Here is a 26,948-nt window from a genome sequence, read left to right as displayed (position 1 = left end):
ACATCTTGATACGCGTGGATAAACCGGCGCAAGAACAAGGGCAACCGGAATCGGGCCTTGGTCTCAAAAGGCGCCAGAAATCCCGGAAAGGAGAGCGCAGCGATGCTGTTGAAGGACAAGGTGATCGTGATCAGCGGCGTCGGCCCCGGCATGGGTCAGGCGCTCGCAAAACTCGCCGCGCAGGAAGGCGCAAAGGTCGTCATGGGCGCCCGCAACATCGATTATCTCGAACAGGTGCGCACCGAAATCGCGGATCAGGGCGGACAAGCCATAGCCGTTAAATGCGACGTCAGCGATGAAGGGCAATGCCGCGATCTCGCTGAAAAGGCGACCACGACATTTGGCGGGCGCATCCACGGCCTCATCAACAGCGCTTATTATCACGGCGAATGGACTTTCGTTGACAATGCGGACGAAGCCCAATGGGCCAAAATCTATGACGTCAACTGCCTCGGCGCACTGCGCCTGACACGCGCTTGCGTGCCCCATCTGAAAGGCGGCGGCGCGGTGGTCAATGTTTCGACCATCGGCACGCTTCGGCCCGCTGGCGGCGAACATGGCATGGAAATGGGTTATGCCGTGTCGAAAGGCGGCCTCAACGTCCTCACCAAATATATGGCCGCCGATCTCGGCCGGTTCGGAATACGAGTGAACAGCTGCCGCATGGGCTGGATATACGGCGCGCCCGTGCAAGCCTATATCGACTCCCTCGTGACGGAAGGAACCAGCGCGGAAGACGTCATCGCGGCCGTGACCAAGGACATTCCCCTCGGCATCATCCCGCCCCAGGATGACTGCGCCCGCGCGGTACTGATGATGCTTTCCGATTATGCGGCAGTCGTCACCGGCGCGGCGCTGGACGTAAACGGCGGCCATTGGATGGCGCCCTGACACGATCATGCGAGTGGCAGGGTCAGGCGAAGCTCGTCGCCGTCTACACCTGTTCGGAAAATATCAGGAAAGGCAGATCAAGCGGTTCATACTGGAAGCCCAGCATTGAAATCGCGGCGGTAATTTGGCCTCTGTGATGCGTAGCGTGATTGAAGACATGGAGCAGCGCGCTTGACATCGGAAGCGCGCGAGCCTGCCCCGTCGTCATTATATAGCGAAGATCGTCAGCCAATGCGGCCTCGTCCAGATTATCGACATAGCCGCGCCAGCGGGCCGTTGCCGCGATCAAGCGGGACGCGAGTAGCGCGCGATTGCTCTCCAACTCTGCATCGAGGGAAAGAGCCGTTGTCTGCGCCTGCGTAAATCTCGGATACCAAATCTCGCTGTCTGTCAGCAGCAGATGATTGAGCGTTCCGTGGATCGATCCGAAAAAGAGGCCGCATGACTTATGATAAGGTTCGTCCGGGATCGACGCCACGGCCTCCAAAACGCGTTCAGTCGCCCAACCATGATAGCGCGCCATCTGCATGATCTGCATTTTGACAGAGGCGGCCATACAATCCCCAATTTGCCAGAAGCTGCAATTCTCCAGTTCGGAAGTGCCAGCTAGAGCATTTTCGAAACAGATGGCGTCATCTGCTGGCTCGGAAAATGCGGAAAACAAAAGACAAATAGAGCGTGATCCGATCCAATCTGATCGGATCACGCTCTAGTCCTCAAATGGAGGGCAGGAGCAACGATCGCGCCCCTGCCCTCACGAACTCAAGCCGCAGCGGGCATCTCACCCCAGGCCAGGTAACGCGGCGTACCATCTTCGCCAATCTCTTCGGTCAGGATGGACGTGACGCGGCTCACAGACTCCGCGATCCACCAACGCCCGTCCTGCTTGCGGTAGACATCCTGATATTCCACCGCGAGCCGGGTCACCGACCGCGTGGCGAGAATGATCGTCCGGAAATTGAGCGACCACAGCCCACGCGCTTCATCCGCGCTCACCAATTCGATATCCGCATTGGTCGCATGGTGAATGTCATAAACGCCGCCCGCCATCGCCATTTTCTGGAATATGGCGATAAACTCGTCGCGATCCGTGAATAGCGGGAAATTCTGGTAATCCAGCCTTATGCCCTGCGGCAGAAACGTCTCACGCAACTCGTCCACCAGCTTCAGGTCACAGGCGCGCAGGTAACGCGCCTTCAACTGACGGATGGCGTTGACGTCCTCCAATGCCGTCACGCGGGCGGCAAGCTCTTCCAGATTGATCGACATGATACTCTCCTCAGGGGTTGAACCTCCCCCCGTTTTTCTGCGGTTGGACAGATCGACCGTCCCCGCCTGTTTTAGGGCGTCTCTCGCGTGATTTTCGCGATGCCAGCCTCATATTTCAAATTATGAACGGACACGGACGTTTCCACCCGCTGGACGCCCGGCATCGGCCGAATGCGCTCCGTCACCAGATCGTTCAATTGCTCGATATTGGTGAACAGCCCCATCGCCAACAGGCTGTAACGGCCCAGCAGAACGATAACGCAGGTGATTTCCGGAATTTCGGATAGACGGCGCGCCAACTCCGACACATGGGATGGATCGGCATCGATCCCCATCATGCAAAGGTTGGGCGATCCCGCCATGCGGAAATCGGTGACGACGGTGAACTGGATCAGCCCTTCATTCTGCAACCGCTTGACGCGTGTGCGAATGGTGCCCTCCGTCACGCCCAGTTCGGCGGCGATGGCGCGGTTGGAAATGCGCGCGTCGCGGGCCAGCTTTTCGACGATCCCCTGGTCCAGCTTGTCCAGGCGCGCCCAATCGGCCTTCCCGGTCACAGCGGCACCACGTTGAATTCATATTTCACGATATCCACCGCCACCCCTGATGTGATGTGAACGACCCCGTCCACGCTGGCGATATGCTCGAACAACATCTCCTGCACCTCGCCAAAATCCCTCAGCGCGACGAGCAATTCCACATCATGGTCGCCGCTCATGACATTGACGCTCAGCACTTCGGGAAGATCGGCCAGATCGCGGCCAACCTCCTGAACATTGCGGCCCTGGACCTTCACGCCCAAGGCGATGATCACATTATAACCATGGGCCGCAAAATCGGTGACGGCAACGACGCGCATCGCTTTCCCGTCGTCCATCTTTTGCAGCCGGGCCGAAACGGTGGCAGCGGTAACGGACAGCCGTTCTGCAATTTCCTGATTGGTTGCGCGGCCGTTGGTCCGGAGTATCTCTATGATATTCGTATCGAGAGTATCCAGCGATGGCGGCGTCGTTTTCCGCCCGCTTCTGATCTGCATTCTTGCCCCGCCTTCAAAAATGTAGCCGGTTTAATAGCGCGCACTTGCGGGCAGCACCAGTGTCAAAGCTGATGCCGCCGTAATTTGCGCGGCTATCTGCCGCTCATCCTACCGTGTTTCGGCGGGATGCAGCGCCTTGCGAAGGGCCGCGACCGCGTCGCGCTTCATCTGGCGGACTGGCGCGGCGTCGGGCGTCACGTCAAAACCGTGATAGGCCCCCGGATATACGTGCAGTTCTGCCGCAACGCCTGCTTCGATCAGCCGCCGGGCATAATCCATGTCCTCCACCAGAAAGAGATCGAGCGCGCCCACGCAGATGAAAGCGGGCGGCAAACCAGCCAGGCTCTCCGCCCGCGCGGGGGCCGCGTAGGGCGATACGTCCGCCGATCCGGGCTCCTTACCCAGCAGGGATCGCCAGCCAAAGGCGTTGGCCTGCGGCGTCCACACGAATGCGCCCAGATGTTCGGGCTGGCGAGTGATGCAGGTGCGGTCGTCCAGCATCGGATAGATCAGGTTCTGGTGCGCGATCGCCGGGCCGCCCCGGTCGCGTGCCAGCAGCGCCAAAGCAGCGGCCAACCCGCCGCCCGCACTCTCGCCGCGAATGGCGATCCTCTTGGGATCGACGCCCAGCTGCGCCGCGCCGTCATGCAACCATTGCAGCGCCGCGTAACAATCCTCGACCGCGCCCGGCGCCACCGTTTCCGGCGCGAGCCGATAATCGACCGAAACGATGAGGGCGGAAGCGGAAAGCGCAAGCTCGATGTTGGAAAGGTGATTGGTACGCACCGACCCCATCACATAGCCGCCGCCATGAATATGCAGGATCGCGGGCAGAGTCCCTTGCGCATCGGCCAGACGATAAACCCTGACCAACAGCTCATGCCCATCGGGCGCGATGATCCGCTCCTCCCGCCATTCAACACCACTATCCTGCGGCTCAGGCGCCATCGCGGTCATCTGCTCCATGCCTTCGCGTATCGCAGGCAGGCTCTCGGCCGTGATGTCCAGCGCCGGCATGAACTCCAACCCCGGCAACAGGGTGGGGTCGATCAAGTCACGCATCATACTCTCCTATTTTTCCTATTTTCCTATTTCTTGTTTTTCAGTGCGTTCTTTTCACCACTTCCTTCACGCAATCCACCGCCATTTGCGCCCGCATTTGCGGGTTGATGCCTTGTTCGATGGCGTCTTGCTGGGGTATTTCGACGCTGATTGGTGTGTTGGGATTGAGGGCGTGGAGGAACGCTGGAATATTGAACGTGCCTTGTCCGGGGAGTTGCCGCTGGATGCCGGCTTCGCGTTCGAGTTCGCTGGGATCGATGGTTGTTGGGCCGTCGGCTATCTGGGCGATGGCGATGGCGGGGTGGGCAAGGAGGGCGAAGCTGGTGTCTGGTTCGGGTCCGCGCATGATGTGGAGGAGGTCGGCTGTGACCTTGATGTCGGATCGGCCGGAACGGGCTATTTCGTCGAGGGCGGCCCTTAAGGTTTGGACCTGGGAGGGGGGATAAAATTCGATTGCGAGGGCGATGTTGAACCCTGAAGCAAGCTCGGCCAGTTCGACGAGCTTCTCGGTGCGGCGGATGGGATCGCGGTCGTAGCACAGGACATTGGCGAGGGGCGCGCCAAGCGCGGCGCCGGTTTCGAGCGCGGGGATGAAGTCAGCGGGATTGGTGCGCCCCGCCATGGTGAAGGGGTAGATGAGGTCGACCGTGACCCCGGTGGCGGCGAGCGCATCGCGGGTCTGGCGCAGCGCCTGGGGGTCGCGCACCAGGTCATAGCTGGGCATGGCGGGCAGCACCTCCATGGAATGGAGGAACGGGCAGATGCCTGCGCAGCCCACCTGTGCGGCGATTTGCGCCAGCTGCCAGGGGGTGGTGTCGGTGACGGTGATATGGTCGAGCGACAGGCGTCTATCGGCCATATCCTCTCCTCCTGTTCCGCATGAGCCGTGCCGGGCGCGGACAAGCCGCGCCCGGCGGCTGATCAGGCCGCGGCTTCGCGCGCCTTGACCATGTCGAGGGCGACATCGACGATCATGTCCTCCTGCCCGCCGACCATCTTGCGACGGCCGAGTTCAACGAGGATAGTGCGGGTGTCGAGGCCGTAGGTTTCGGCGGCCTTTTCGGCATGACGCAGGAACGAGGAATAAACCCCGGCATAGCCCAGCGCGAGGGTCTCGCGATCGACCCGAACCGGCCGGTCCTGCAAGGGGCGAACCAGATCCTCGGCCGCGTCCATCAGCGCCATGACGTTACAGCCATGGTTCCAGCCCTTGCGCTCGGCAGCGGCGATGAACACCTCGAGCGGCGCGTTGCCCGCGCCCGCACCCATACCGGTCAGCGAGGCGTCGATCCGCACCGCGCCGCACTGCGCCGCGACGATCGAGTTGGCGACGCCGAGCGAGAGATTATGGTGAGCGTGGATGCCGCGCTGGGTCTCGGGCTTCAAGACCCGGTCATAGGCTTCGAACCGGGCCTTGACCCCGTCCATGTCGAGCGCGCCGCCGCTGTCGGTCACATAGACGCACTGCGCGCCATAGCTTTCCATGAGCAGCGCTTGGGCCGCGAGCTTCTCGGCATCGATCATGTGGCTCATCATCAGGAACCCCGAGACGTCCATGCCAAGATCGCGGGCGATGCCGATATGCTGTTTCGAGACGTCGGCCTCGGTGCAATGGGTCGCGACCCGCACCGAGCGCACGCCGATGTCATAGGCGCGGCGCAGTTCCTCGACCGTGCCGACGCCCGGCAGGATCAGCGTGGTGAGCACGGATTTGGTCAGCACCGAAGCGACCGCTTCGAGCCATTCCCAATCGGTATGCGCGCCGAAACCATAGTTGAAGCTCGCGCCATTGAGGCCGTCGCCATGGGCAACCTCGATCGCGTCGACGCCTGCGTCATCCAATGCCTTGGCGATCGATTTCACATGGTCGATGCCGTACATGTGGCGGATGGCGTGCATGCCATCGCGTAGCGTCACGTCCTGAATGTAGAGCTTGTCGCCCGCCTCGACGTTGAATGTGCTGGTCATGTCTTGATACTCCGTGGGCGCGCGCTTCAAGCGGCGACCGTCTTGCCCTGGGCGATGCGCTGCGCGAGCAGCTCGCCGGTCGCCTTGGCGGCGGCGGTCATGATGTCGAGATTGCCCGAATAGCTGGGCAGATAATCGCCCGCGCCCTCGACCTCGAGCAGGATCATGGTCTTGATGCCGGTGAACTCGCCGCGACCGGGGATGGTGAGCTTGTTGTTGTCGCCAAAGCGCTCGAACTGCACGTCCTGCTTGAGGCGATAGCCCGGCACATAGGCCTGCACCTTCTTGACCATCGCCTCGACCGAGGCGCGGATCGTCTCTTCATCCGCGCCTTCGGACAAAGTGAACACGGTGTCGCGCATGATCATCGGCGGTTCGGCGGGATTGAGGATGATGATCGCCTTGCCCTGCGCCGCGCCGCCGACCTTTTCGATGGCGCCTGCGGTGGTGCGGGTGAACTCGTCGATATTGGCGCGGGTGCCCGGACCCGCCGAGCGCGAGGAGACCGACGCGACGATCTCGGCATAATGGACGGTCGCGACCTGGGAGACGGCGGCAACCATCGGGATCGTCGCCTGCCCGCCGCAGGTCACCATGTTGACGTTGCCAGCATCGAGATTGGCTTCGCCATTGACCGTCGGGATGGTGTAGGGGCCGATCGCGGCGGGGGTGAGGTCGACCACCTGCTTGCCGTCCTTGCGCAGCGCTTCGTCATGGACCTTGTGGGCGTAAGCGGAGGTCGCGTCGAACACGATACCGATGTCGGGATAGACATCCATCTTCATGAGGCCTTCAAGGCCTTCATGGGTGGTGGCGACGCCGCGCTCGCGCGCCATGGCGAGGCCTTCGGACGCCTCGTCGATGCCGACCACGGCCACCAGTTCCATATTCTGGGGATATTTGATCATCTTGATCATGAGGTCGGTGCCGATATTGCCCGACCCGATGATCGCCGCCTTGACCTTGCCCGTCATTACTTACTCCTCACGGCATCGCCCGCAAGCGATGCGCCACTTTTCATATTCAGATAAAGCGCGCGGTGCAGCTGCCAACCCCGTGGAGCTGCATCTCGAATATATCGCCTGGCCGCGCCGGTTCGAGCGGCACCAGGCTGCCCGACAATATCACATCCCCGGCGTCGAGCGTTACCCCATAGGCGCCCAGCGTATTGGCGAGCCAGGCGACCGCCTGCGCTGGCGACCCCTGCACCGCATGGCCATAGCCTTCCGACAGCGGCTGCCCGTTCTTGGTGACGGTGACATGGAGATTGGGGAGGTCATGCTCGCGCGGGTTCACGCGCGCGTCCCCCAGCACATAGACGCCGCAGGACGCATTGTCAGCGACAGTGTCGACGATGCCGATCTTCCAGTCCTGGATGCGGCTATCGACGATCTCGAAACAGGGAACGATGCTCTCCGTCGCGGCGATCACATCTTCCGCCGTGACGCCCGGCCCCTTGAGGCTGTCCTTGAGGATGAAGCCGATCTCCGCCTCGGCGCGCGGCGCGATGAGGCCGTTTGCCGCGACATCGATGTCACCCTCGATATACATGCGGTCGGTCAGGAAACCGAAATCGGGCTGGTGCACGCCCAGCATGTCCTGCACGGCCTTGGAGGTGACGCCGATCTTCTTGCCGATGACGCGCTCGCCATCACCCTTGCGGCGTTCGAGCGCGCCAAGCGAGATCGCATAGGCGTCATCGATGCCAAGCTGCGGGTAACGCGCCATCAGCGGCGGCACGGTGCGCCCCTCGCGCAGCGCCTGGTAGAGCTCGTCCGCCAATGTTTCGTTCAGGCTATCGCTCACAGATAGGCTCCGTCCTGGAAGATGAGGGGATCGACCGCGTCGGACAGGCGCACCGCCTTGACCCGGGCGATGACGATGCTGTGGGTGCCAAAGGGGGTCATGCTCTCGATCGTGCAGGAGAGGTTGGCCTGCGCTTCATCGAGGATGGGAAGGCCATGGGCATCGGGGGTCCAGTTGCCAACGCCAAAGCGCGCCTCGCGCGCCACCGCGCCGCCGAATGCTGCCGACACTTCGCGCTGGTGGCGCGAGAGGAGGTTGATGCTGACCGGACAGCCAGGCGAGAGATGGGCGTGGATGCCCGCTGTCTGGTTAACGCAGACGAGGACGGCGGGCGGATCCATGGTGAGTGAGGTGATCGAGGTCGCGGCCATGCCGACCGGCGTCTTGCCCTCGCCCAGCGCGGTGACGATCGCCACGCCCGAGGGCAGGCGGCGCATCGCGCCCTTAAGGCCAGCGGTGACATCGACGGGCTCTGGAACAGGCACGGATTGCGCAGGAGCAGCGTCAGCCATTCTTCAGGAAGTCCAGCGAGTAGCGGTTGAACTCTGCCGCCCGCTCGACCTGCACCCAATGGCCGGTCTGCGAGAAGGTGAGGCAGCGCACGTCGGGGCAGGCGTCGAGGAAGAGACGGGCGTGGCTTTCGGGACAGAATTCGTCATTGAGGCCCCAGAGGACGAAGATCGGCTGCTTGACCTCGCCAAGGCGCACCCCGAGGTCCGGCGTCTTGACGCGGGCGAGCACATCCTTGGGCTGGGTGCGCGCGACGGCAAAACGTTCCTCGACCAGCGCGTCGGTGATCAGGTGCGCCGAGGATGGGTGCATGAGGTTGCCGATCAGGCGGCGCTGTTCCTCGATGTTGAATTCAGGGCTGCCAAAGCCCGAGCGCATCTTGGCGATGCCGGGCATGGTGAAATAGCTCATCTGTTCCGCCACGCAGCCCGGCGCCATCAGGACGAGCTTGCCGATGGTGAATTCAGGGTGGTCGAGCGCGATCTGGAGGGCGATGCCGCCGCCCAGCGAGTTGCCGATGAGGTGGCCGCTTGTGATCCCATGCTGCGTGAGCGCGTCGAGCAGGGTCTGGGTAAACAGCTCGAGCGGATAATCGGCCTCCGGCTTGGACGAGGCGCCATAGCCGATGAGGTCGGGCAGGATAACGCGGTAACCGGCATCGGCAAAATCTTGCGCATTGTTGCGGAAGTTGGACGCGCCCGATGCCCCGGGGCCGCTGCCATGGATGAAGATGACGGTGGGGGCGTTTGCCTGCGCCCCTGCGATTTCCGCGATCGAAATCTCATATCCGCCCGCAACGCTATAGGTCTTGCGGATCAATTCACTGCCCATGGATATCCTCTTTTGTCCTGGCCCGATGCTGTCCAGATGTCAGATGGTCAGATGCTCGCTTCAGATGAAGGTGAAGGCGGGTGGTTCGCCATTGATCGTGCCGATGACATCGCTGGTGCGGTTGGCCGGGTCATTGGCGACATGGGCGCGCGCGGCGTGAAGGTCGAGCCAGGGCTGGAGGATCGGGCTCGACATATAGACCGCCCGGCCGCCCAGCAGCTTGACCATGCCGTCGGCCAGTTCGGCCATGCGGCGCACGACGCTGGCGGACTGGTAGGCAAAGAGCGCGCGCTTTTCCATCGGCACGGGCTCATTGCGGCCCGCATAGTCCATGAGGTCATTGAAGGTCGTGCGGTGGGTCAGTTCCATCTCATTGGTCTCGGCGATCGCGCGGGCGATGGCGGCGTGGAGATTGGGGTCGGCCTTGGACGCCTTGCCGGTGTTGGTCGAGACGCGGTTGCCCATGATCTCCATCGCAGCGCCAGTGGCGGCGCGGATGCCGCCGAAGGCGGCGCTGGAGACCGAGCGGATGAAGAGCTGCGCCCAGGGGATGCGGTAGAGCGGGGCGGTGTTGGTTTCCTGGCCCGGATTGGTGCCGGCAAAGCCGTCGCTCGCCTTGTGGGTGCGATGTTCGGGCACGAACACGCGCTCGACCACGATGTCGAAGCTGCCGGTGCCCTGGAGGCCGAACGTGTCCCAGGTGCCCTCGATCACCTGATAGTCGGAGCGCGGCAGCAGGAAGGTGCGCATGTCGGGCGGGCCGCCATCGGTGTCGAAATTGATCGCGCCAAGCAGCACCCAACCGCAATGGGAGGAGCCTGAGGAGAAGCCCCAGCGGCCCGACAGGTAGAAGCCGCCTTCGACCTTCTCCACCTTGCCGACCGGCTGATAGGTGGAGGAGACGAGCATGTCGGGATCATCGCCCCACACTTCCTTCTGCGCCTCGTCATGGAAGAGGGCGAGTTCATAGGGGTGGCAGCCCAGCACGCCGTAGATCCAGCCTGTCGACATGCAGCCTTCGGCGAGCGCCTTCTGGATTTCGAAGAAGACATTGGGGTGCATCTCATAGCCGCCGTAACGCTTGGGCTGGAGCACGCGGAAGAAGCCGGCCGCCTTCATCTCGGCGACGGTTTCGGGGGGCACGTCATGGGCGATGGTGCAGGCGCGCGCGCGCTGGCGCAGCGTCGGGATCATGGCTCTGGCTTTGGCGATCAGACTTTCGGGTGAAGGTATCCCGGCATTCGCCTCGTCAATGGGTCGGCTTGCTACTGCCCCGGTCATGATCTTCTCCATTGTAGGCGACTCTACTTCAGATTTGCTATATGCGTAGATTATGTAAACTGCTATTACGCAAACTGTCAAGGCAAACAGGGCTTGCGCATTTGGGCCGTTGCTTATAGGCGGATTGGGAACGAATTGCCATAAGCTCGTGAGCGCGCTTAACTGCGCCTCCCCCTGCAAGTGCGAAACAGGCGGCAGCGCTTGCCATATGCGTATGGGGAAGGTCATTTTGCAACGCTCTGCGGCAGAGCATGGCTGGCAGACAGGAAAGAAGGCGAGGCGCTTGAAATGGCAGTGATATCGCTAGGCTATGTGGTGATCGAGGCGCGGGACCTGGGCGCCTGGCAGGATTTTGCCTGCAATATCGCGGGATTGATGGCGGCGCCTTCGGCAAGCGAGGATGTCGCGCTGTTCCGCATGGACGACCGGCCCTGGCGCCTGCGGGTGCAGAAAGGCGCGGCCGACCGCTTCGTGGCGCCAGGCTGGGAATGCGCGAATCGTGACGCTTTCGAATCGGTGCTGGCCCGCCTCGAGGCGGCGGGCCGTCCGGTGGAACGGGCGGGGGTCATGGAAGCGCGTGGCCGTCAGGTCTATGAACTGGCCCGCTCGTCCGACCCGGCGGGTAACCCGATGGAGCTCTTCTACGGCCGCTTCGTCGACTACGCCCCCTTCGTCTCGCCCGCGGGCGTCAGCCGCTTCGTGACCGGCAGCCCCCATGGCGCGGACGGCGACATGGGGATGGGCCATGTCGTGCTCACTGCCCCCAATTTCGACGAGACCCACGCTTTTTATAAAGACGTTATGGGCTTTGGCGACACCGACCTTGGCCGCTTCTACCTGATGGGTGGGGGCGAGGATGATCCGGGCGTGGGCTTTGCCTTCATGCACTGCAATGGCCGCCATCACAGCCTGGCGCTTGGCCAGCTGCCCGAAAGCCCCAATGGCGCTGTCCACATGATGCTGGAGGTCGGCTCCCTTGAGGATGTCGGCCGCGCCTATGACCGGGTTTTGAAGAGCAAGGGCAAGGTGCCGCTCTCGGCAACGCTGGGTCGTCATGTCAACGACAAGATGACCAGCTTCTACATGCAGACGCCCGGCGGCTTCGACATCGAATATGGCTGGAACGGCCTTGTAATCGACCCGGCGACCTGGGTCCCCACCACCAGCCTTTCTGTAAGCGACTGGGGCCATAAATGGGCTCACGAGCAGGACTGACGCAAAAGGATGACTGACATTATGCTCGACAAGCGCATGAGCGTCGACGACATCGTCGACCAGATTTCCGACGGGATGACCATCGGCATCGGCGGGTGGGCCACGCGCCGCAAGCCCATGGCGCTGATCCGCGCCATCGCCCGCTCGAACCTGAAAGACCTGACCGTCATGGCGGGCTATGGCGGCATGGACATCGGCCTGCTCGCCGCCACCGGCAAGATCAGGAAGCTGGTCTTCGCCTTTGCCAGCCTCGACCATTATCCGCTCGAACCCCATTTCCGCAACGCCCGCCAGGCGGGCGCCTTCGAGGTGCTCGAGCTTGACGAGGGCATGTATCACTGGGGTCTGCGCGCAGGCGCGATGAAGCTGCCCTTCCTGCCGACGCGCGTGGGCATCGGCACCGACATCATCACGCAAGACGGCTTCGACTTCAAATTCGTGAAGAGCCCCTATGCCGATGGCGAGGAATTCGTCGCCATGCCAGCGCTGGTGCCCGACATCGCCCTGATCCATGCCCATCGTTCCGACGAGCGCGGCAATATCCTCACCCTCTCGGTCGATCCGATCTTCGATGAACTGCTCGTGCGCGCAGCCAAGAAAAGCTACGCGACGGTCGAGAAGATCGTGCCGACGGCTGAGCTCGATATGAAGAAGAACAGCCGCTACAACCTCGTCGAGCGCGCGATGATCACCGGCGTTGCCGAGGCACCCTTGGGCGCGCATCCCTCGAGCGCTGACCCCGACTATCAGCTCGATCTCAAGCACATCAAGACCTATGTCGAAAGCGCCGCCTCGCCCGAAGCCTGGGCCGAGTATAAGGCGAAATATATCGACGTGTCGGAAGCCGATTATCAGGCAGCGATCGGCGGCGCGGACGCCGTCAAGCAGCTCCCCGTCCCCATTTACTAAGCGAGAGACCCATGACCCAGAACAGCTATTCGCTCGCTGAACTCGTCATCGCCGCCTGCGCCGAAGTCTGGCGCGAGGATGGCGAAGTGATGGCGACCGGCATCGGCCCCCTCCCCCGCATCGGCGCTGGCCTTGCCAAACTGAGCTTCGCGCCCGCGATCCAGACCACCGATGGCGAGGCCTGGTACACCAGCGAGCCGGTCGGCCCGGGCAAGCGCACCGCCGAGCCCGAGTTCGAAGGCATCGCCAATTATGACCGCGTCTTCTCGGCGCTCTGGAGCGGCCGCCGCCATGCGCTGGTTGGCCCGGTGCAGATCGACCGTTATGGCCAGGCGAACATCTCGGTGATCGGCGACCATAAGAAGCCCAAGGCAGCGATGCTCGGCGCGCGCGGCTTCCCCGGCAACTCGATCAGCCATCCCAACAGCTTCTTCTTTGCCAACCACAACAAGCGTGCGTTCGTGGAAGGCGAGGTCGATTTCGTGTGCATGGCGGGCTACAACCCGGCGCGCTACCGCAATGGCGCTGCGCCCCAGGGCCTGGACTTGCGCCGCATCATCACCAACCTTTGCGTGATGGATTTCGGCGGGCCGGATCACCAGATCCGCGTGATCTCGCTGCATCCGGGTGTGACGTTCGAGGAAGTGCAGGACAATACCGGCTTCCCGCTGGCAAAAATCGATGGCGAAATCCCCACCACGCCCGCGCCAACGGCCGAGCAGCTGGAGCTGATCGCCAGGATCGACCCCAATAATGTCCGCGCGACCGTGTTCAAGGACAATCCGGCCGGAGACAGAAGGGCAGCCTGACGATGAACGAGACCGACCGCCTGGTCGAACCGCAAAAGGTCGACATTGTTTACGAAACGGATGAGCCGGTCACCTATGAGGTGATCGACCATGTCGCGTGGATCATGATGAACCGTCCGGGCTTCAACAACGCCCAGAACGGCCAGATGACCTATGCCCTTGATGACGCGTTCGTACGCGCCGTGAACGATGACGATGTGCGCGCGATCGTGCTGGGCGGCAACGGCAAGCATTTCTCCGCTGGCCATGACATCGGCACGCCGGGCCGCGACGTGCACCAGCATTTCGAGAACCGGCTGCTGGTGCCCGGCCATGTCAACAAGCCCGCGGCCGAACTGCTTTACACCCGCGAGAAGGAGCAATATGTCGGCATGTGCCGGCGCTGGCGCGATGCGCCCAAGCCCACCATCGCCATGGTGCAGGGGGCCTGCGTCGCGGGCGGCCTCATGCTCGCCTGGGTGTGCGACCTCATCGTCGCGACCGACGACGCCTTCTTCCAGGACCCGGTCAACCGCATGGGCATCCCGGGCGTCGAATATTTCGCCCATGCCTATGAGCTGCCCCCGCGCGTCGCCAAGGAGTTCCTGCTCTTGGGCGAGCGGATGAGCGCGCAGCGGGCCGAAAGCTTCGGCATGGTCAACAAGATCGTCTCCCGCGAGGCGCTGCGCGAGACGGTGGCAGGCATGGCGGCCAAGCTCGTCGCCCAGCCCCGCCTTGGCAACTGGCTCACCAAGCAGGCGATCAACCATGTCGAGGAGCTGATGGGCAAGCGCAACGCGATGGACGCGCAATATCATATGCACCATTTCGCCCATGCCCAGAACGACCTCGTCCAGGGCAGTTCGATCGCGGGCCTCGATGCCAAGAAGATGGCCGAGGCCAATAAGAAACAGGCGAGCGAATGATGGGCGATCCGCTGCACACGATCCTGACGGAGCGGCTTGGCTGCCGCTGGCCGATCATCCAGACCGCGATGGGCTGGGTCGCTGAACCCAGCCTCGTCATCGGGTCGAGCAATGCGGGCGCCTTCGGCTTCCTCGGCGCGGCGGTGATGACGCCGGACGAAGCGCGCGAGAAGCTGCTCGCCGTCCGCAAGGGCACCGACCGGCCCTTCGGCGTCAACTTCCACAGCTTTCAGCCCGGCGCTGACGCAATCGTCGAGCTGATCCTCGCCAACAAGGATCAGGTGCGCGCCGTCTCCTTCGGCCGCGGTCCCAATGCCAAAATGATCGGCCGCTTCAAGGATGCAGGCATCCTCTGCGTCCCCACCGTCGGCGCGGTCAAGCATGCGCAGAAGATGGTCGAGCTCGGCGTTGACATGGTCAATGTCCAGGGCGGCGAAGGCGGTGGGCATACAGGCTCCGTGCCGACCACCGTGCTGCTCCCCCAGGTGCTGGACGCGGTCAAGGTGCCGGTGATCGCCAGCGGCGGCTTTGCCGACGGGCGCGGGCTGGCCGCAGCGCTCGCCTATGGCGCGGTCGGCATCGCCATGGGCACGCGCTTCCTGCTCACCAAGGAAAGCCCGGTGCCCGACACGACCAAGGCGGCTTATCTGAAAGCCACGACCGACGGCATCATCGTCACCACCAAGCTTGACGGCATTCCGCAGCGGATGGTCCGCACCCGCCTCATGGACAAGATCGAAAAGTCCGGTTCCTTGGGCATGTGGCTGCGCGCGATCGAGGCCGGCATGGCGATGAAGAAGCAGACCGGCGCGAGTTGGATCGACTTCATCAAATCAGCGCGCGGCATGACGGCGCATGGCGCGATGCCGCTCAAACAGGCGATGATGGCCGCGACCATGCCGATGCTGATCCAGAAGGCGGTGGTCGAGGGCGACATCGAACATGGCGTGATGGCGACCGGCGTGGTCGGCGGACGCATCGTTGAAATACCCAGCTGCCAGGAACTGGTCGATCGCATCGTCGCCGAGGCGCATGAGCGCCTGGCCGCGCTCGCCGCGATGGGCCGCGAGACCGCCAGCGCCGCCTGAAGAAGAGGGAAGACAATGCCGATTACGCTGACCGTCAAGGGCGCCATCGCCGAAATCCTGTTCGACCATCCGCCGGTCAACGCCTTCGACACCAAGGGTTGGGAATCGATCCCGGCCATGGTTTACGAAGCGGCGGCGAACGAAGATGTGAAGTGCATCCTGATCCGCGCCGAAGGCCGCGGTTTCTGCGGCGGCGTCGACATCAAGGAGATGCAGGCCCACCCCGAGCGCATCGCCAAATTGAACAAGGATAATTACCTCACCTTCAAGGCGATCCGCGAATGCGCGATCCCCGTGGTCGGCGCGCTCCACGGCTTCGTCATCGGCGGCGGCGTCAATATCGCGGGCGCCTGCGACGCGCTGATCGCGGCGGAAGGCGCCTATTTCTCGCTGCCCGAGATCGATCGCGGCGCGATGGGGGGAGCCGCCTTCATGAGCCGCATGCTGCCCGTTCAAATGGTGCGCGCCAACTTCTTCACCGGCGGGCGCATCCCGGTCGAGGACGCCTATCGCCATGGCTCGGTGCACAAGGTCGTGCCACTCGAAAGCCTGAAGGACGAGGCCTACGCTTTCTGCGAAATCATCGCGTCCAAGAGCCGCGCGGCCCTGGTCATCGCCAAGCAGGCGCTCAATCTCATCGAGCCCACCGACCCCTCGGCACATTACCGGATCGAGCAGGGCTTCACGCTCGAAATGTATATGCATGAAGACAGCCAGAAGGCGCGTGACGCCTTTGTGGACAATAAGGGCGCGGCGAAATTCTGATGGACCTGACTTATACCCCCGAACAGCAGGCGTTCCGCGCCGAAGTGCGCAGCTGGCTGGAAGCCCATGTGCCGCAGGGATCGCTGGAGCATTTCGACGCAACGCGCGAAGGTTTCGAAGCGCATCGCCAATGGGAAAAGACGCTGAAATCGGGCGACTGGGGCATGGTGACATGGCCCAAGGAATATGGCGGGCGCGGCCTTGACCTCATCCAGTGGCTGATTTTCGAGGAAGAATATTATCGCGCCGGGGCGCCGGGCCGCGTCAACCAGAATGGCATTTTCCTGTTGGGTCCGACGCTGATCGAATTCGGCACTCATGAGCAGAAGCAGCGTTTCCTGCCCAAGATGGCGTCGGGCGAGGAAATCTGGGCGCAGGCCTGGTCCGAACCGATGGCCGGGTCCGATCTGGCAGGCGTGCGGGCGACCGCCGTGCGTGAGGGCGACGAATATATCCTGAACGGCCACAAGATCTGGTCTTCCCGCGCGGTGTTCGCCGACTGGGCATTCGGCCTGTTCCGCGAGCCGGGCAGCGAGCGGCACAAGGGCATGAGCCTGGCCTTCTTCCCGCTGAATGCGCCGGGCGTGACGGTCAATGCGATCAAGAAGATCAACGGCCATGTCGGTTTCGCCGAGATTTTCCTCGAAAATGTCCGCGTCCCCGCCTTCAATCGCCTCGGCGACGAAGGCCAGGGCTGGCATATCTGCATGGCGACCGCAGGCTTTGAACGCGGCCTCATGCTGCGCTCCCCTGCCCGCTATCAGGTAGCAGCGAAGAAGCTTGCCGAGCTGTGGACCGCCAACAAAGAAACGGCCGACCCCGCGCTCGAAGCCGATGTCGTACGCGCGCACATGAATGCCGACGCCTATGCGCTCAACATCTACCAGACCGCCTCGCGGCTGATGGCGGGCGCCAAGATCGGCCCGGAGGCGTCGACCAACAAGATCTTCTGGTCCGAACTCGACATTCACCTCACGCAAACCGCGCTCAATATCCTGGGACCGCAGGCCGAACTCACGCACGAAGCGCCGGACGCGAACCCCGTCGACTGGATCGACGACTATATCTTCGCGCTCGCAGGCCCGATCTATGCCGGGTCGAACGAGATCCAGCGCAACATCATCGCCGAGCGCATGCTCGGCCTGCCGCGCTAAGGGGATTTAAGATGGATTTCACCTTAAGCGAAGAACAGCTGATGTTCGCCGAGACCGCGCGCTCGCTGTTCGCCGACAGCTGCACGCCCGATCATTGGCGCAAGATGATGGAAGCAGGCGTGGCGCGCGACGATGCGCGCTGGGCCTCCATCGTGGAAACCGGGCTGACGCTGGTGCTGCTGCCCGAAAGCGCGGGTGGCATCGGGCTTGGCGAGACTGACTTTGCCCTGATTGCGCAGGAAGCGGGTTATGTCGCGCTGCCCGAGCCGTTGGTGGAAAGCGCAGGGGTCGCCGCGCCGATGCTGGCGGCGCTGGCCCCCGACAGTGACGTGCTGGCCGATCCGAGCGCGACGATTGCGATCCAGCATCCGCTCAACCCCTTCGTCGCCAATGCGGACAGCGCGGCGGCTATTATCCTGCATGATGGCGGTGAGGCCTATCTGGTGACGCCCGATCAGGTGATGCTGACGGCGCAGCCCAGCATCGATCCGTTCCGCCGCATCTTCTCCGTCGCGTGGAGCAAGGACAAGGCGACGGCTTTGGGCAAGGCGGATTGGGACTTGGCGCTCGACCGCGCGGCGCTGTTCAACGCTGCCTTTGGGCTGGGCCTTGCCCAGCGGTCGGTCGACCTCGCCGTCGACTATGCCAAGGAACGGCAGCAGTTCGGAAAGCCCATCGGCAGCTATCAGGCGGTCAAGCATCACCTGGCCTCCGCTCAGGTCGCGATTGAATTCGCCAAGCCGGTGGTCGCCGCCGCCGCTGCGGAAATCGGCGCCCGCGACGTGCAGGCCCGCGCCCGTGTCAGCCATGCCAAGCTGGTGGCCCTTGAGGCCGCCGACAAGGCCGCCCGCGCCTCGATCCAGGTGCATGGCGCGATGGGTTACAGCTGGGAGGTGGACGTCCACCTCTTCTTGAAGCGCGCCCTTGCCCTGACGCAAAGCTGGGGCACCCCCGCTCATCACCGCGCGCGCATCGCCACGCGCATCTTCACCCAGCCCATGGGGCCGGACCAGACCTTTGCCAGAGACGCTGGACAAAAGCAGGAAGCTTGAAAATGCCTGAAGCCTATATCGTCGACGCCGTCCGCACCCCCATCGGCCGCAAGAAGGGCAGCCTCGCCGCCGTCCATCCCGCCGACCTTGGCGCGCACCCGATCCGCGAACTGGTCAAGCGCACCGGCATCGACCCGTCAGGCGTCGATGACGTGGTGTGGGGCTGCACCGAGACGATCGGCGGCCAAGCAGGCGATATCGGCCGCACCGCATGGCTGGTCGCAGGCCTGCCGGAGGAAATCCCCGGCGTCACCGTCGACCGCCAGTGCGGCTCTTCGCAGCAGGCCGTCCACTTCGCCGCGCAAGGCGTGATGAGCGGCACCCAGGATCTGGTGGTCGCAGGCGGCAGCCAGGCGATGAACCAGATCCCGATCATGGCCGCGATGATCGCAGGCGCCCAATATGGCTTCGACAGCCCCTTCCACGGGTCAAAGGGCTGGGTCGAACGCTATGGCATGGAAGAGGTCAACCAGATCAAGTCGGCCGAGATGATCGCCGACAAATGGGGCATCAGCCGCTTGGGCATGGAAGAATTCGCCCTCGCCTCCCACCAGCGCGCGCAGGCCGCCTGGGACAATGGCTGGTTCGACAAGGAAGTCGCACCGCTCGAAGGCCTGGCCCGCGACGAAACCATCCGCCCCACCACCTCGCTCGAGGGCCTGGCGTCCTTGAAGCCCGTCAATGAAGGCGGCATCATCACCGCAGGGGTCGCCAGCCAGAATTGCGACGCCGCCGCCGCGCTGCTGATCGCCAGCGAGCAGGCGGTCAAGGACCATGGCCTCACGCCCCGCGCGCGCATCCATCACCTGTCCGTCCGCGCCGCCAACCCGGTGTGGATGCTGACCGGCCCGATCCCCGCCACCCAATATGCGCTCAAGAAGGCGGGCATGGCGATCGGCAACATCGATCTGTTCGAATGCAATGAGGCGTTCGCCAGCGTCACCATGGCCTGGATGAAGGAACTCGCCATCCCGCACGAAAAGGTCAATGTGCAGGGCGGCGCGATCGCGCTTGGCCATCCGATCGGCGCCACCGGCGCGCGGCTCATGACCACGTTGCTGGGCGCCCTTGAACGCACGGGTGGGCGCTATGGCCTCCAGACCATGTGCGAAGGCGGCGGCCAAGCCAACGTCACCATCATCGAGCGATTGTAAGAGGGACGAGGCGCTCCCATGCCCGCCTACGCCTATCAGGGGATCACCCCCGTCGTCGATCCATCGAGCTACGTCCATCCGCTGGCGTCGCTGATTGGCGACGTGATCGTCGGGCCGGGCTGCTTCATCGCGCCCGGCGCGAGCCTGAGGGGCGATTTCGGGCGGATCGTGGTGGAAGGCGACAGCTCGATCCAGGACAATGTGTCGGTGCATGCCAACCAGCTGCGCGACACGATCATCCGCCGGGGAGCGACCATCGCCCATGGGTCGATCATCCATGGCTGCGAGATCGGCGAAAATGCGCTCATCGGCATGAACGCCGTGATCCTCGACAATGCGGTGATCGGCGCGGAAAATCTCGTCGCGGCGCTCGCGCTGGTGAAGTCCGACACGGTCACCCCGCCGCGCAGCCTGGTCGTCGGCAACCCAGCCAAGGTGGTCAAGACGTTCGAGCCGCACCAGGTCACCTGGCGCAACAATGGCGAGGGCGAATATCAAAAGCTCGCCAAAGCCGCGCTCACCGATCTCATCGAGGCCGAGCCGCTGCGCGCAGCCAGCCCGGAGCGGCAGGCGCAGCGCGTGGCGTCGGACGCTGTCGCCGTGCGCCTCACCGGCGAGACCGCGCAGCATCGTGAGAAACAGGCGGCGCAGCGGGAAGGCCAAGCATGAACAGCGCTGTCGCCATCACCAACCTCCTCTACCGCTATGCCGAACTGATGGACGCAGGCGATCTCGAAGCCGTCGCCGCCCTGTTCGCGCGCGCCCGGATCAAGACCGGCGGCGGCGAAATGGTCGAAGGCGCAGCGCCGATGCTGGCGCTGTGGCAAGCCCATATACGCATCCATGACGATGGCACGCCGCGCACCAAACATGTCATCACCAATCCCATCGTCGAGGTGGACGAGGACGCGGGCACCGCCACCTGCCGCTCTTACTATACCGTGTTTCAGGCAACGCAGGACCTGCCGCTCCAGGCGATCTGCGCGGGCCGCTATCATGACGCCTTCGTCCGCACGGACGGGGCATGGCATTTTTCCGGGCGGGATTATTCCCTGCTCGATCTCGTTGGGGACTTGAGCCAGCATCTGCTGATCCCCGTCGCAGCGCAATGAAGGAGTAAGGCAAGTGGGTATCTGCGAAGGACGTGTTGCGATCGTGACCGGGGCGGGCAATGGCCTCGGCAAAGCCTATGCGCTGGGCCTTGCCGCAGAAGGCTGCAAGGTCGTGGTCAACGACCTTGGCGTTGGCACCCATGGCGAAGCAGGCGAAACCAAGGGCGCGGCCGAGCAGGTGGTCGATGAGATCCGCGCCATGGGCGGCGAGGCCGTCGCCAACACCGACGATGTCGCTGAATGGGACTCAGGCAAGCGCATGGTCGAACAGGCGCTCGACAGCTTTGGGGCGCTTCATGCCGTAGTCAACAATGCAGGCTTCGTGCGCGACCGCATGTTCTTCACCTGTAGCCCGGAAGAATGGGACGCGGTGATCCGCGTCCATCTGCGCGGCCATTTCTGCACCTCGCGCCACGCCGCTGAATATTGGCGCGCGCAAAGCAAGGCCGGCAACCCGGTCGATGCGCGCATCATCAACACCACCTCGGGCGCAGGCCTGCAGGGCTCGGTCGGCCAGTCGGCCTACTCGACCGCCAAGGGCGGCATCGCGACGCTCACCCTCGTCCAGGCCGCAGAGCTTGGCCGCCTTGGCATCACCGCCAATGCCCTTGCCCCCAACGCCCGCACCCGCATGACCAATACCGGCGCGTTCGACATGGAGGCGAAAGAAGGCGAGTTCGACCTGTTCGCGCCGGAAAACATGGCGCCGCTGGTCGCCTATCTGGTGTCGGAACAGTCGAAGGGCGTGACGGGCCAGGTGTTTGAATTGAAGGGCGGACAGGTCTTCCTCTCGCAAGGCTGGACCGACAGCCCCGCCTTCGACAAGGGTGCGCGGATTGACGCCAGCGAGATGGACGCGATCGTGCGGGGGCTTCTCCAAACCCGCGAGCCTGCAAAGCCCGTTTACGGAGCCGCCTGATGGACTTCGCGCTCAGCGACGACCAGCGCGCGATCCAGGAAGCGGCGCGTGACTTCCTGACCGACGCCGCCAACCCGGATGTCATCCGCGCCGCCGTCGAAGGGACGAGCGGCTTTGACGAGGGCCTGTGGTCGAGCCTTGGCGAGATGGGCTTTACCGGGCTCATGATCCCGGAAAGCCTGGGTGGCCTGGGCCTGGGCGCGGTCGAAATGGCGCTGGTCCTCGAAGAAACCGGCCGGGTCCTCGCGCCCGTGCCCTTCTTCGAAACCGCCGTGCTCGCCGTGCAAGCCATCCTGGCGGCAGGCAGCGAGGAACAGAAGGCAGCGCTGCTCCCCCGCCTCGCGTCGGGCACGCGCGCGAGTTTCGCTGGCACCGCAAGCCGCCCGACCCTCACCAACGGCAAGCTGACGGGCACCGCGCAGTTCGTGACCTTCGGCCATGTGGCAGAGCTGATCGTGGTGGCCACCGCTGACGAGAGCCTCATCGTCCTCGACGCCGACACCCCCGGCCTCGTCATCGAGGCGCTGCCCGCGCTCGACCGCACCCGCCGCTTTGCGACGCTGACCTTCGATTGCGCGGTCACCCCAGACATGATCCTCGGCGCCCCCGGCAGCGCGAAAGCCGCGATCGAACGCACCCTCACCATCGGCGCTGGCCTGCTCACCGCCGAACAGACCGGCGGCATGCAGTACAGCCTCGACGCCACGGTCGACTATGCCAAACAGCGCGTCCAGTTCGGCCGCCTCATCGGCTCCTTCCAGGCGTACAAGCATATGCTCGCCGACATGATGCTGCTGGTCGAAGCCTCGCGCTCGGCCGCCTATTATGCCGCCGCCGCGATCGATGAAAATGGCGAGGAACTGGCCGAGGCGGCCCATGCCGCGCGCGCCTATGTCTCCGACGCCTATTGCTCGGTCACGGGCGACGCCATCCAGCTTCATGGCGGCATCGGCTTCACCTGGGAACATCACGCCCATCTCTATTTCAAGCGCGCCAGAGCTTGCGCCAGCTGGCTCGGCACCCCCGACCAGCATCGCGAAGCCCTCGCAAAGATCATCATGAAGGACGCCGCATGACCCCGACTTCTCCTGTGCCCCCCTATCCGACCCCGCTCGGCATGCTCAAGGGCAAGACCGTGGTCGTCACCGCCGCGGCCGGCACCGGCATCGGCTTTGCCGCCGCCAAGCGCGCCGCCGAAGAAGGGGCAAAGCTCCTCATCAGCGACTTCCACGAACGCCGCCTCAATGAAGCGGCCGACCGCATCGCTGACGAAGCCAAGGTCGAGCGTCCCGCCACCTTCGTGTGCGACGTCACCAGCGAGGAAGCGGTGCAGGGCTTGCGCGATGCGTCGCTCTCCGCATTGGGCAAGGTCGATGTCCTCATCAACAATGCGGGCCTGGGCGGCGAGGCCGACATCGTCGATATGACCGACGAGCAGTGGGCGCGCGTGTTCGACGTCACCTTGACCTCGCTGTTCCGCATGACCCGCGCCTTCCTGCCGTCAATGTATGCCAACAAGTCGGGCGTCATGGTCAACAACGCCTCGGTGCTGGGCTGGCGCGCGCAAAAGGGCCAGGCCCATTATGCCGCCGCAAAGGCAGGGGTGATGGCCTTCACCCGCTGCGCCGCGATCGAGGCGGCCGAACATGGCGTGCGCATCAATGCGGTCTCGCCATCCCTTGCCATGCACCCCTTCCTCGCCAAGGTGACCACCCAGGAAGCTTTGGACAAGCTGGTCGAGAAGGAAGCCTTCAAGCGCCCCGCCGAGGTCTGGGAAATCGCCAATGTGATGATGTTCCTCGCCTCTGATCTCTCCTCCTACATGACCGGCGAGATCGTCGCGGTCTCCAGCCAGCGGGCGTAAGATGGCGACCATCTTCGAGAATCCCCGCGACCTGCTCGGCAAGGAAGGCACCAAGCTCGACACCGCCGACTGGCTCACCATCGACCAGTCGCGCATCGACGCCTTTGCCGACTGCACCGGCGATCATCAGTGGATCCATGTCGATCCGGTCCGCGCCAAGGACGGCCCGTTCGGCGCGACCATCGCGCATGGCTATCTGACGCTCAGTCTGGTCAACCTGTTCATGCCCCAGATCGTCGAGGTCCGGCGGTTTTCCGCTGGCGTCAATGTCGGCATGGACAAGACCCGCTTCCTCAGCCCCGTCATCGTCGGATCGCGCATCCGGGGCACAGGCGAGATCGTCTCGGTCGAAGAGGTCAAGGGCGGCGCCATCCAGGCCGTGATCCGCGTCACCGTCGAGATCGAAGGTCAGGACAAGCCCGCCTGCGTGGTCGACACCATCAACCGCTATTTTCCGGAATAACGGCCTTGGCCCGCGCCATCCTCGCCCTCACATTGAGCCTTCTCGCCGCTACCCCAGCTGGAGCCAAAACCATGCCCGATCCTGTCAAGATGGAAGCCGCCGTCCACGCCTATGTCGCCGCGTTCGAAGCGGGCAGCGCCGACCAGGTCGCCGCCCTCTATGCGCAGGATGCAACCGTTGAAGACCCGATCGGCTCGCCCATCCACAAGGGCCGCGAAGCCATTCGCGCCTTTTACGCGCAATCGATGCAGACCGGCGCGAAATTGAAGCTCGAAGGCCCGGTGCGCGTGGCAGGCGATTATGCCGTCTTCCCCTTCTCGGTGAACCTCAACTATGATGGCGGCCACAAGCGCATCGACGTCATCGACACCTTCCGCTTCAACGCCGCCAATGAAGTGATTGAAATGCGCGCCTTCTGGGGGCCCACCAACATGCACGGCTTCTAAGCCGCCCACCTTCTCCCGGCGGGCGCGAAACATAGAAATAGACAAGGACATTTACCCATGCGTGAAGCAGCCATCATCTCGACCGCCCGCACTGGCGTTGGCAAAGCCTATCGCGGCGCGTTCAACGACACCGAAGCGCCGTTCATGTCCTCCCATGTGGTCGACGCCGCCATCGCCCGCGCTGGCATCGATCCCGCCCGCGTCGATGACGTGTATCTGGGCGTTGCCAACCAGTGGAACACGCAAAGCTACAATGTCGGACGCCTCACCGTCCACGGATCGGTCCTCCCCGACACCACCAGCGGCTTTTCGATGGACCGCAAATGCTCGTCGGGCTTGAACGCGCTCGCCTTTGCCGCGCGCGGCATCATCGCCGACGAGATTGACTGCGCCGTCTCGGGCGGCGTCGAGAATGTCTCGCTCACCATCGACAAGCATTATCCCGCCTTCCGCAACCGCTCCGAGTTCATCAAGGCGCGCGATCCCAACGCCTATATGGTGATGATCGAGACCGCCGAGATCGTCGCCGAGCGTTACGGCATCTCCCGCGAGGATCAGGACCGCTTTGCCGCCCAGTCGCAGCAGCGCGCCGCCGCCGCCCAGGCAGCAGGCAAGTTCGATGACGAGATCGTGCCGATCACGGTCACCAAGGCCCTGTTCGACAAGGAAGGCAATGAGACCGGCAAGGAAGAGCTGACCCTCACAAAGGATGAAGGCATCCGCGCGGGCACGACCTATGAGAAGCTCTCCGAATTGAAGCCCGTGTTCAAGAACGGACAGGTCATCAAGGAAGGCAAGCATGTGACGGCGGGCAATGCCAGCCAGCTCTCCGACGGCGCCTCGGCCCAGGTCGTCATGGACCTGGCCACCGCGCAGAAGGAGGGCCTGCCCATCCTCGGCATCTATCGGGGTTTTCAGGTCGCAGGCTGCGGCGCGGATGAAATGGGCATTGGTCCTGTGTTCGCCATCCCCAAGCTGCTCCAGCGCGCCGGTCTCACGATCGACGACATTGGCCTGTGGGAACTCAACGAAGCGTTCGCCAACCAGGCGATCTACTGCCAGCGCACCTTGGGCATCGATCCGGACAAGCTCAACGTCAATGGCGGCGGCATCGCCATCGGCCACCCCTTCGCCATGACCGGATCGCGCCTCGCGGGCCATGCCCTCATCGAAGGCAAGCGCCGCGGCGTCAAATATGTGGTCGTCTCCATGTGCGTCGCGGGCGGCATGGGCGCGGCCGGTCTGTTCGAGGTCGCCTGATCCATGCAGCTCGCCTTCGCCCCTGAATTGAAAGCCTTCCGCGAGGAGGCCGCGAGCTGGCTCAATGAACAGCTCGCCGGTCCCTTCAAGGCCATTTGTGGCCAGACCAACCAGGTCGACAATGTCGAGCTACGCCGCGCCTGGGAAGCGGCTCTCGGCGAAGCGCGCTGGAGCGTCATTGGCTGGCCTGAGCAATGGGGCGGGCGGGGTGCCTCGATCGCCCAGCAGATCATCTTCGCCGAGGAATATGCCAGAGCCAAGGGACCGCCGCGCGCCGGGCACCTCGGGGTCGAGCTGCTCGGGCCAACGCTGATCGCGATGGGCACCGAGGAGCAGAAGGCGCGGTTCCTCCCCGACATCGCCACCGGCAAGGCGATCTGGTGCCAGGGCTATTCTGAACCGGGCGCGGGATCGGACCTTGCCAACGTCAAGACCAAGGCCCGGCTCGAAGGTGACAAGTATATCATCGACGGGCAGAAGATCTGGACCTCGATGGGCACGATCGCCGACTGGTGCTTCGTGGTTGCCCGCACGCAGCCCGGCAGCGTGGGCAACAAGGGCCTCTCGTTCCTCATGGTCCCGATGGACCAGCCCGGGGTCACCCCCCGCCCGATCCGCCAGATGACCGGCGAGGCCGAGTTTGCAGAAGTGTTCTTCGATGGCGCGGAAGCCCTCGCCATCGACCGCATTGGCGAAGAAGGCGAAGGCTGGAAGGTCGCCATGGCCCTGCTCGGGTTCGAACGCGGCGTCTCCACCCTCGCCCAGCAGATGCAGTTCAAGAACGAACTCGATGACATCATCGCCATCGCCAAGGCCAACGGCAAGGCAACCGACCCGCTCATCCGCCAGAAGATCGCCACCGCCCATGCGGGCCTCAAGATCATGCGCTACAACGCCCTGCGCATGCTCTCAGGCAGCGAAGCTAACCCCGAACTCACAGGCGCCGCCTATACCTACAAACTCTACTGGTCCCGCTGGCACGTGGCGCTCGGCGACCTCGCCATGGCGGTCATGGGCCAGGAGGGGGAAATAGGCATCAACGACGAACGCATGGGCTCGCTCACCACCATGCACCTCATGTCTCGGTCCGATACCATCTACGCCGGAACCGACCAGATCCAGCGCAACATCATCGCTGAACGCGGATTAGCTATGCCAAGGGAGCCCAGAGGATGAGGA

Annotated in this window: 31 protein-coding genes; 19 read left to right on the top strand and 12 right to left on the bottom strand. The window is 63.7% G+C overall.

The window, feature by feature from the left end:
- Nucleotides 1-102: 102 nt before the first annotated feature.
- Nucleotides 103-891: an SDR family oxidoreductase gene (locus ACZ51H_RS15690; RefSeq protein WP_460988732.1), complete on the top strand. Its 789-nt coding sequence runs from the start codon at nt 103-105 to the stop codon at nt 889-891.
- Nucleotides 892-934: 43 nt separating this feature from the next.
- On the opposite strand, the gene ACZ51H_RS15685 is transcribed toward ACZ51H_RS15690, so the two are convergent.
- From ACZ51H_RS15685 to ACZ51H_RS15630, 12 genes are all read right to left on the bottom strand, one after another.
- Complete coding sequence (locus ACZ51H_RS15685; protein ID WP_460988730.1) at nt 935-1,447, bottom strand: DinB family protein; 513 nt, start codon at nt 1,445-1,447, stop codon at nt 935-937.
- Nucleotides 1,448-1,653: 206 nt separating this feature from the next.
- Nucleotides 1,654-2,160 carry a nuclear transport factor 2 family protein gene (locus ACZ51H_RS15680; RefSeq protein ID WP_449468775.1) on the bottom strand — a complete coding sequence of 169 codons (507 nt, stop codon included), beginning with the start codon at nt 2,158-2,160 and terminating at the stop codon, nt 1,654-1,656.
- A gap of 71 nt (nt 2,161-2,231) precedes the next feature.
- Nucleotides 2,232-2,717 (bottom strand): Lrp/AsnC family transcriptional regulator, encoded by a 486-nt coding sequence (locus ACZ51H_RS15675; RefSeq protein ID WP_449468773.1) that lies wholly within the window; start codon nt 2,715-2,717, stop codon nt 2,232-2,234.
- Nucleotides 2,714-3,196 (bottom strand): Lrp/AsnC family transcriptional regulator, encoded by a 483-nt coding sequence (locus ACZ51H_RS15670; RefSeq protein ID WP_196227017.1) that lies wholly within the window; start codon nt 3,194-3,196, stop codon nt 2,714-2,716. Before ACZ51H_RS15670 ends, ACZ51H_RS15675 begins: the two co-directional genes overlap by 4 nt.
- A gap of 108 nt (nt 3,197-3,304) precedes the next feature.
- Nucleotides 3,305-4,261, bottom strand: coding sequence for an alpha/beta hydrolase (locus ACZ51H_RS15665; RefSeq protein WP_464803010.1), 957 nt, complete (start codon nt 4,259-4,261; stop codon nt 3,305-3,307).
- A 37-nt stretch (nt 4,262-4,298) separates the two neighbouring features.
- The gene (locus ACZ51H_RS15660; RefSeq protein ID WP_464803009.1) at nt 4,299-5,117 is read right to left on the bottom strand and encodes a sugar phosphate isomerase/epimerase family protein; all 819 of its coding nucleotides are present in this window, start codon (nt 5,115-5,117) and stop codon (nt 4,299-4,301) included.
- Nucleotides 5,118-5,179: 62 nt separating this feature from the next.
- The gene (dmpG, locus tag ACZ51H_RS15655; RefSeq protein ID WP_464803008.1) at nt 5,180-6,226 is read right to left on the bottom strand and encodes a 4-hydroxy-2-oxovalerate aldolase; all 1,047 of its coding nucleotides are present in this window, start codon (nt 6,224-6,226) and stop codon (nt 5,180-5,182) included.
- 26 nt (nt 6,227-6,252) lie between these two features.
- A complete protein-coding gene (locus tag ACZ51H_RS15650) occupies nt 6,253-7,200 on the bottom strand; it encodes an acetaldehyde dehydrogenase (acetylating) (protein WP_464803007.1) in 948 nt (315 codons plus the stop codon).
- A gap of 49 nt (nt 7,201-7,249) precedes the next feature.
- Nucleotides 7,250-8,032: a fumarylacetoacetate hydrolase family protein gene (locus ACZ51H_RS15645; protein WP_464803006.1), complete on the bottom strand. Its 783-nt coding sequence runs from the start codon at nt 8,030-8,032 to the stop codon at nt 7,250-7,252.
- Complete coding sequence (locus ACZ51H_RS15640; protein ID WP_464803005.1) at nt 8,029-8,544, bottom strand: flavin reductase family protein; 516 nt, start codon at nt 8,542-8,544, stop codon at nt 8,029-8,031. The genes ACZ51H_RS15645 and ACZ51H_RS15640 overlap by 4 nt, the downstream gene beginning before the upstream one ends.
- Nucleotides 8,537-9,373 carry an alpha/beta fold hydrolase gene (locus tag ACZ51H_RS15635; protein WP_464803004.1) on the bottom strand — a complete coding sequence of 279 codons (837 nt, stop codon included), beginning with the start codon at nt 9,371-9,373 and terminating at the stop codon, nt 8,537-8,539. Before ACZ51H_RS15635 ends, ACZ51H_RS15640 begins: the two co-directional genes overlap by 8 nt.
- A gap of 60 nt (nt 9,374-9,433) precedes the next feature.
- Entirely contained in the window at nt 9,434-10,654 is a 1,221-nt protein-coding gene (locus tag ACZ51H_RS15630; protein WP_464795496.1) for an acyl-CoA dehydrogenase family protein, read from the bottom strand.
- 288 nt (nt 10,655-10,942) lie between these two features.
- On the opposite strand from ACZ51H_RS15630, the gene ACZ51H_RS15625 reads away from it, so the two are divergent.
- From ACZ51H_RS15625 to ACZ51H_RS15540, 18 genes are all read left to right on the top strand, one after another.
- Nucleotides 10,943-11,869 (top strand): VOC family protein, encoded by a 927-nt coding sequence (locus ACZ51H_RS15625; RefSeq protein WP_464803003.1) that lies wholly within the window; start codon nt 10,943-10,945, stop codon nt 11,867-11,869.
- Nucleotides 11,870-11,878: 9 nt separating this feature from the next.
- The gene (locus tag ACZ51H_RS15620; protein ID WP_449468756.1) at nt 11,879-12,778 is read left to right on the top strand and encodes a CoA transferase subunit A; all 900 of its coding nucleotides are present in this window, start codon (nt 11,879-11,881) and stop codon (nt 12,776-12,778) included.
- Nucleotides 12,779-12,789: 11 nt separating this feature from the next.
- Nucleotides 12,790-13,587 carry a CoA-transferase subunit beta gene (locus ACZ51H_RS15615; protein WP_460988404.1) on the top strand — a complete coding sequence of 266 codons (798 nt, stop codon included), beginning with the start codon at nt 12,790-12,792 and terminating at the stop codon, nt 13,585-13,587.
- Between the two features lie 2 nt (nt 13,588-13,589).
- Nucleotides 13,590-14,492: an enoyl-CoA hydratase gene (locus ACZ51H_RS15610; protein WP_464803002.1), complete on the top strand. Its 903-nt coding sequence runs from the start codon at nt 13,590-13,592 to the stop codon at nt 14,490-14,492.
- Entirely contained in the window at nt 14,492-15,580 is a 1,089-nt protein-coding gene (locus tag ACZ51H_RS15605) for an NAD(P)H-dependent flavin oxidoreductase (RefSeq protein ID WP_464803466.1), read from the top strand. Before ACZ51H_RS15610 ends, ACZ51H_RS15605 begins: the two co-directional genes overlap by 1 nt.
- Nucleotides 15,581-15,595: 15 nt before the next feature.
- Complete coding sequence (locus ACZ51H_RS15600; protein ID WP_464803001.1) at nt 15,596-16,345, top strand: enoyl-CoA hydratase family protein; 750 nt, start codon at nt 15,596-15,598, stop codon at nt 16,343-16,345.
- Nucleotides 16,345-17,499 (top strand): acyl-CoA dehydrogenase, encoded by a 1,155-nt coding sequence (locus ACZ51H_RS15595; RefSeq protein ID WP_464803000.1) that lies wholly within the window; start codon nt 16,345-16,347, stop codon nt 17,497-17,499. The genes ACZ51H_RS15600 and ACZ51H_RS15595 overlap by 1 nt, the downstream gene beginning before the upstream one ends.
- Nucleotides 17,500-17,510: 11 nt before the next feature.
- Nucleotides 17,511-18,551 (top strand): acyl-CoA dehydrogenase family protein, encoded by a 1,041-nt coding sequence (locus tag ACZ51H_RS15590; protein WP_449468744.1) that lies wholly within the window; start codon nt 17,511-17,513, stop codon nt 18,549-18,551.
- 2 nt (nt 18,552-18,553) lie between these two features.
- Nucleotides 18,554-19,705, top strand: a complete 1,152-nt coding sequence (locus tag ACZ51H_RS15585; protein ID WP_464802999.1) for an acetyl-CoA C-acetyltransferase — start codon at nt 18,554-18,556, stop codon at nt 19,703-19,705.
- Between the two features lie 18 nt (nt 19,706-19,723).
- Complete coding sequence (locus ACZ51H_RS15580; protein WP_464802998.1) at nt 19,724-20,374, top strand: gamma carbonic anhydrase family protein; 651 nt, start codon at nt 19,724-19,726, stop codon at nt 20,372-20,374.
- Complete coding sequence (locus ACZ51H_RS15575) at nt 20,371-20,817, top strand: nuclear transport factor 2 family protein (RefSeq protein ID WP_464802997.1); 447 nt, start codon at nt 20,371-20,373, stop codon at nt 20,815-20,817. Before ACZ51H_RS15580 ends, ACZ51H_RS15575 begins: the two co-directional genes overlap by 4 nt.
- 13 nt (nt 20,818-20,830) lie before the next feature.
- Nucleotides 20,831-21,736: an SDR family oxidoreductase gene (locus tag ACZ51H_RS15570; protein ID WP_464802996.1), complete on the top strand. Its 906-nt coding sequence runs from the start codon at nt 20,831-20,833 to the stop codon at nt 21,734-21,736.
- Nucleotides 21,736-22,812: an acyl-CoA dehydrogenase family protein gene (locus ACZ51H_RS15565; RefSeq protein WP_464802995.1), complete on the top strand. Its 1,077-nt coding sequence runs from the start codon at nt 21,736-21,738 to the stop codon at nt 22,810-22,812. The genes ACZ51H_RS15570 and ACZ51H_RS15565 overlap by 1 nt, the downstream gene beginning before the upstream one ends.
- The gene (locus ACZ51H_RS15560) at nt 22,809-23,600 is read left to right on the top strand and encodes an SDR family oxidoreductase (RefSeq protein WP_464802994.1); all 792 of its coding nucleotides are present in this window, start codon (nt 22,809-22,811) and stop codon (nt 23,598-23,600) included. The genes ACZ51H_RS15565 and ACZ51H_RS15560 overlap by 4 nt, the downstream gene beginning before the upstream one ends.
- Before the next feature lies 1 nt (nt 23,601).
- Nucleotides 23,602-24,063: a MaoC family dehydratase gene (locus ACZ51H_RS15555; protein WP_464802993.1), complete on the top strand. Its 462-nt coding sequence runs from the start codon at nt 23,602-23,604 to the stop codon at nt 24,061-24,063.
- 71 nt (nt 24,064-24,134) lie between these two features.
- Nucleotides 24,135-24,509: a steroid Delta-isomerase gene (locus ACZ51H_RS15550; protein WP_464802992.1), complete on the top strand. Its 375-nt coding sequence runs from the start codon at nt 24,135-24,137 to the stop codon at nt 24,507-24,509.
- Between the two features lie 57 nt (nt 24,510-24,566).
- Nucleotides 24,567-25,769: an acetyl-CoA C-acyltransferase gene (locus tag ACZ51H_RS15545; protein ID WP_464802991.1), complete on the top strand. Its 1,203-nt coding sequence runs from the start codon at nt 24,567-24,569 to the stop codon at nt 25,767-25,769.
- Nucleotides 25,770-25,772: 3 nt separating this feature from the next.
- The gene (locus tag ACZ51H_RS15540) at nt 25,773-26,945 is read left to right on the top strand and encodes an acyl-CoA dehydrogenase family protein (protein WP_464802990.1); all 1,173 of its coding nucleotides are present in this window, start codon (nt 25,773-25,775) and stop codon (nt 26,943-26,945) included.
- The last annotated feature ends 3 nt before the right edge of the window (nt 26,946-26,948 follow it).

The sequence above is a fragment of the Sphingobium sp. TomMM15 genome, assembly GCF_055397045.1.
Note: the sequence above shows the minus strand (reverse complement) of the source record. Positions and strands in the feature narration are given on the sequence as shown.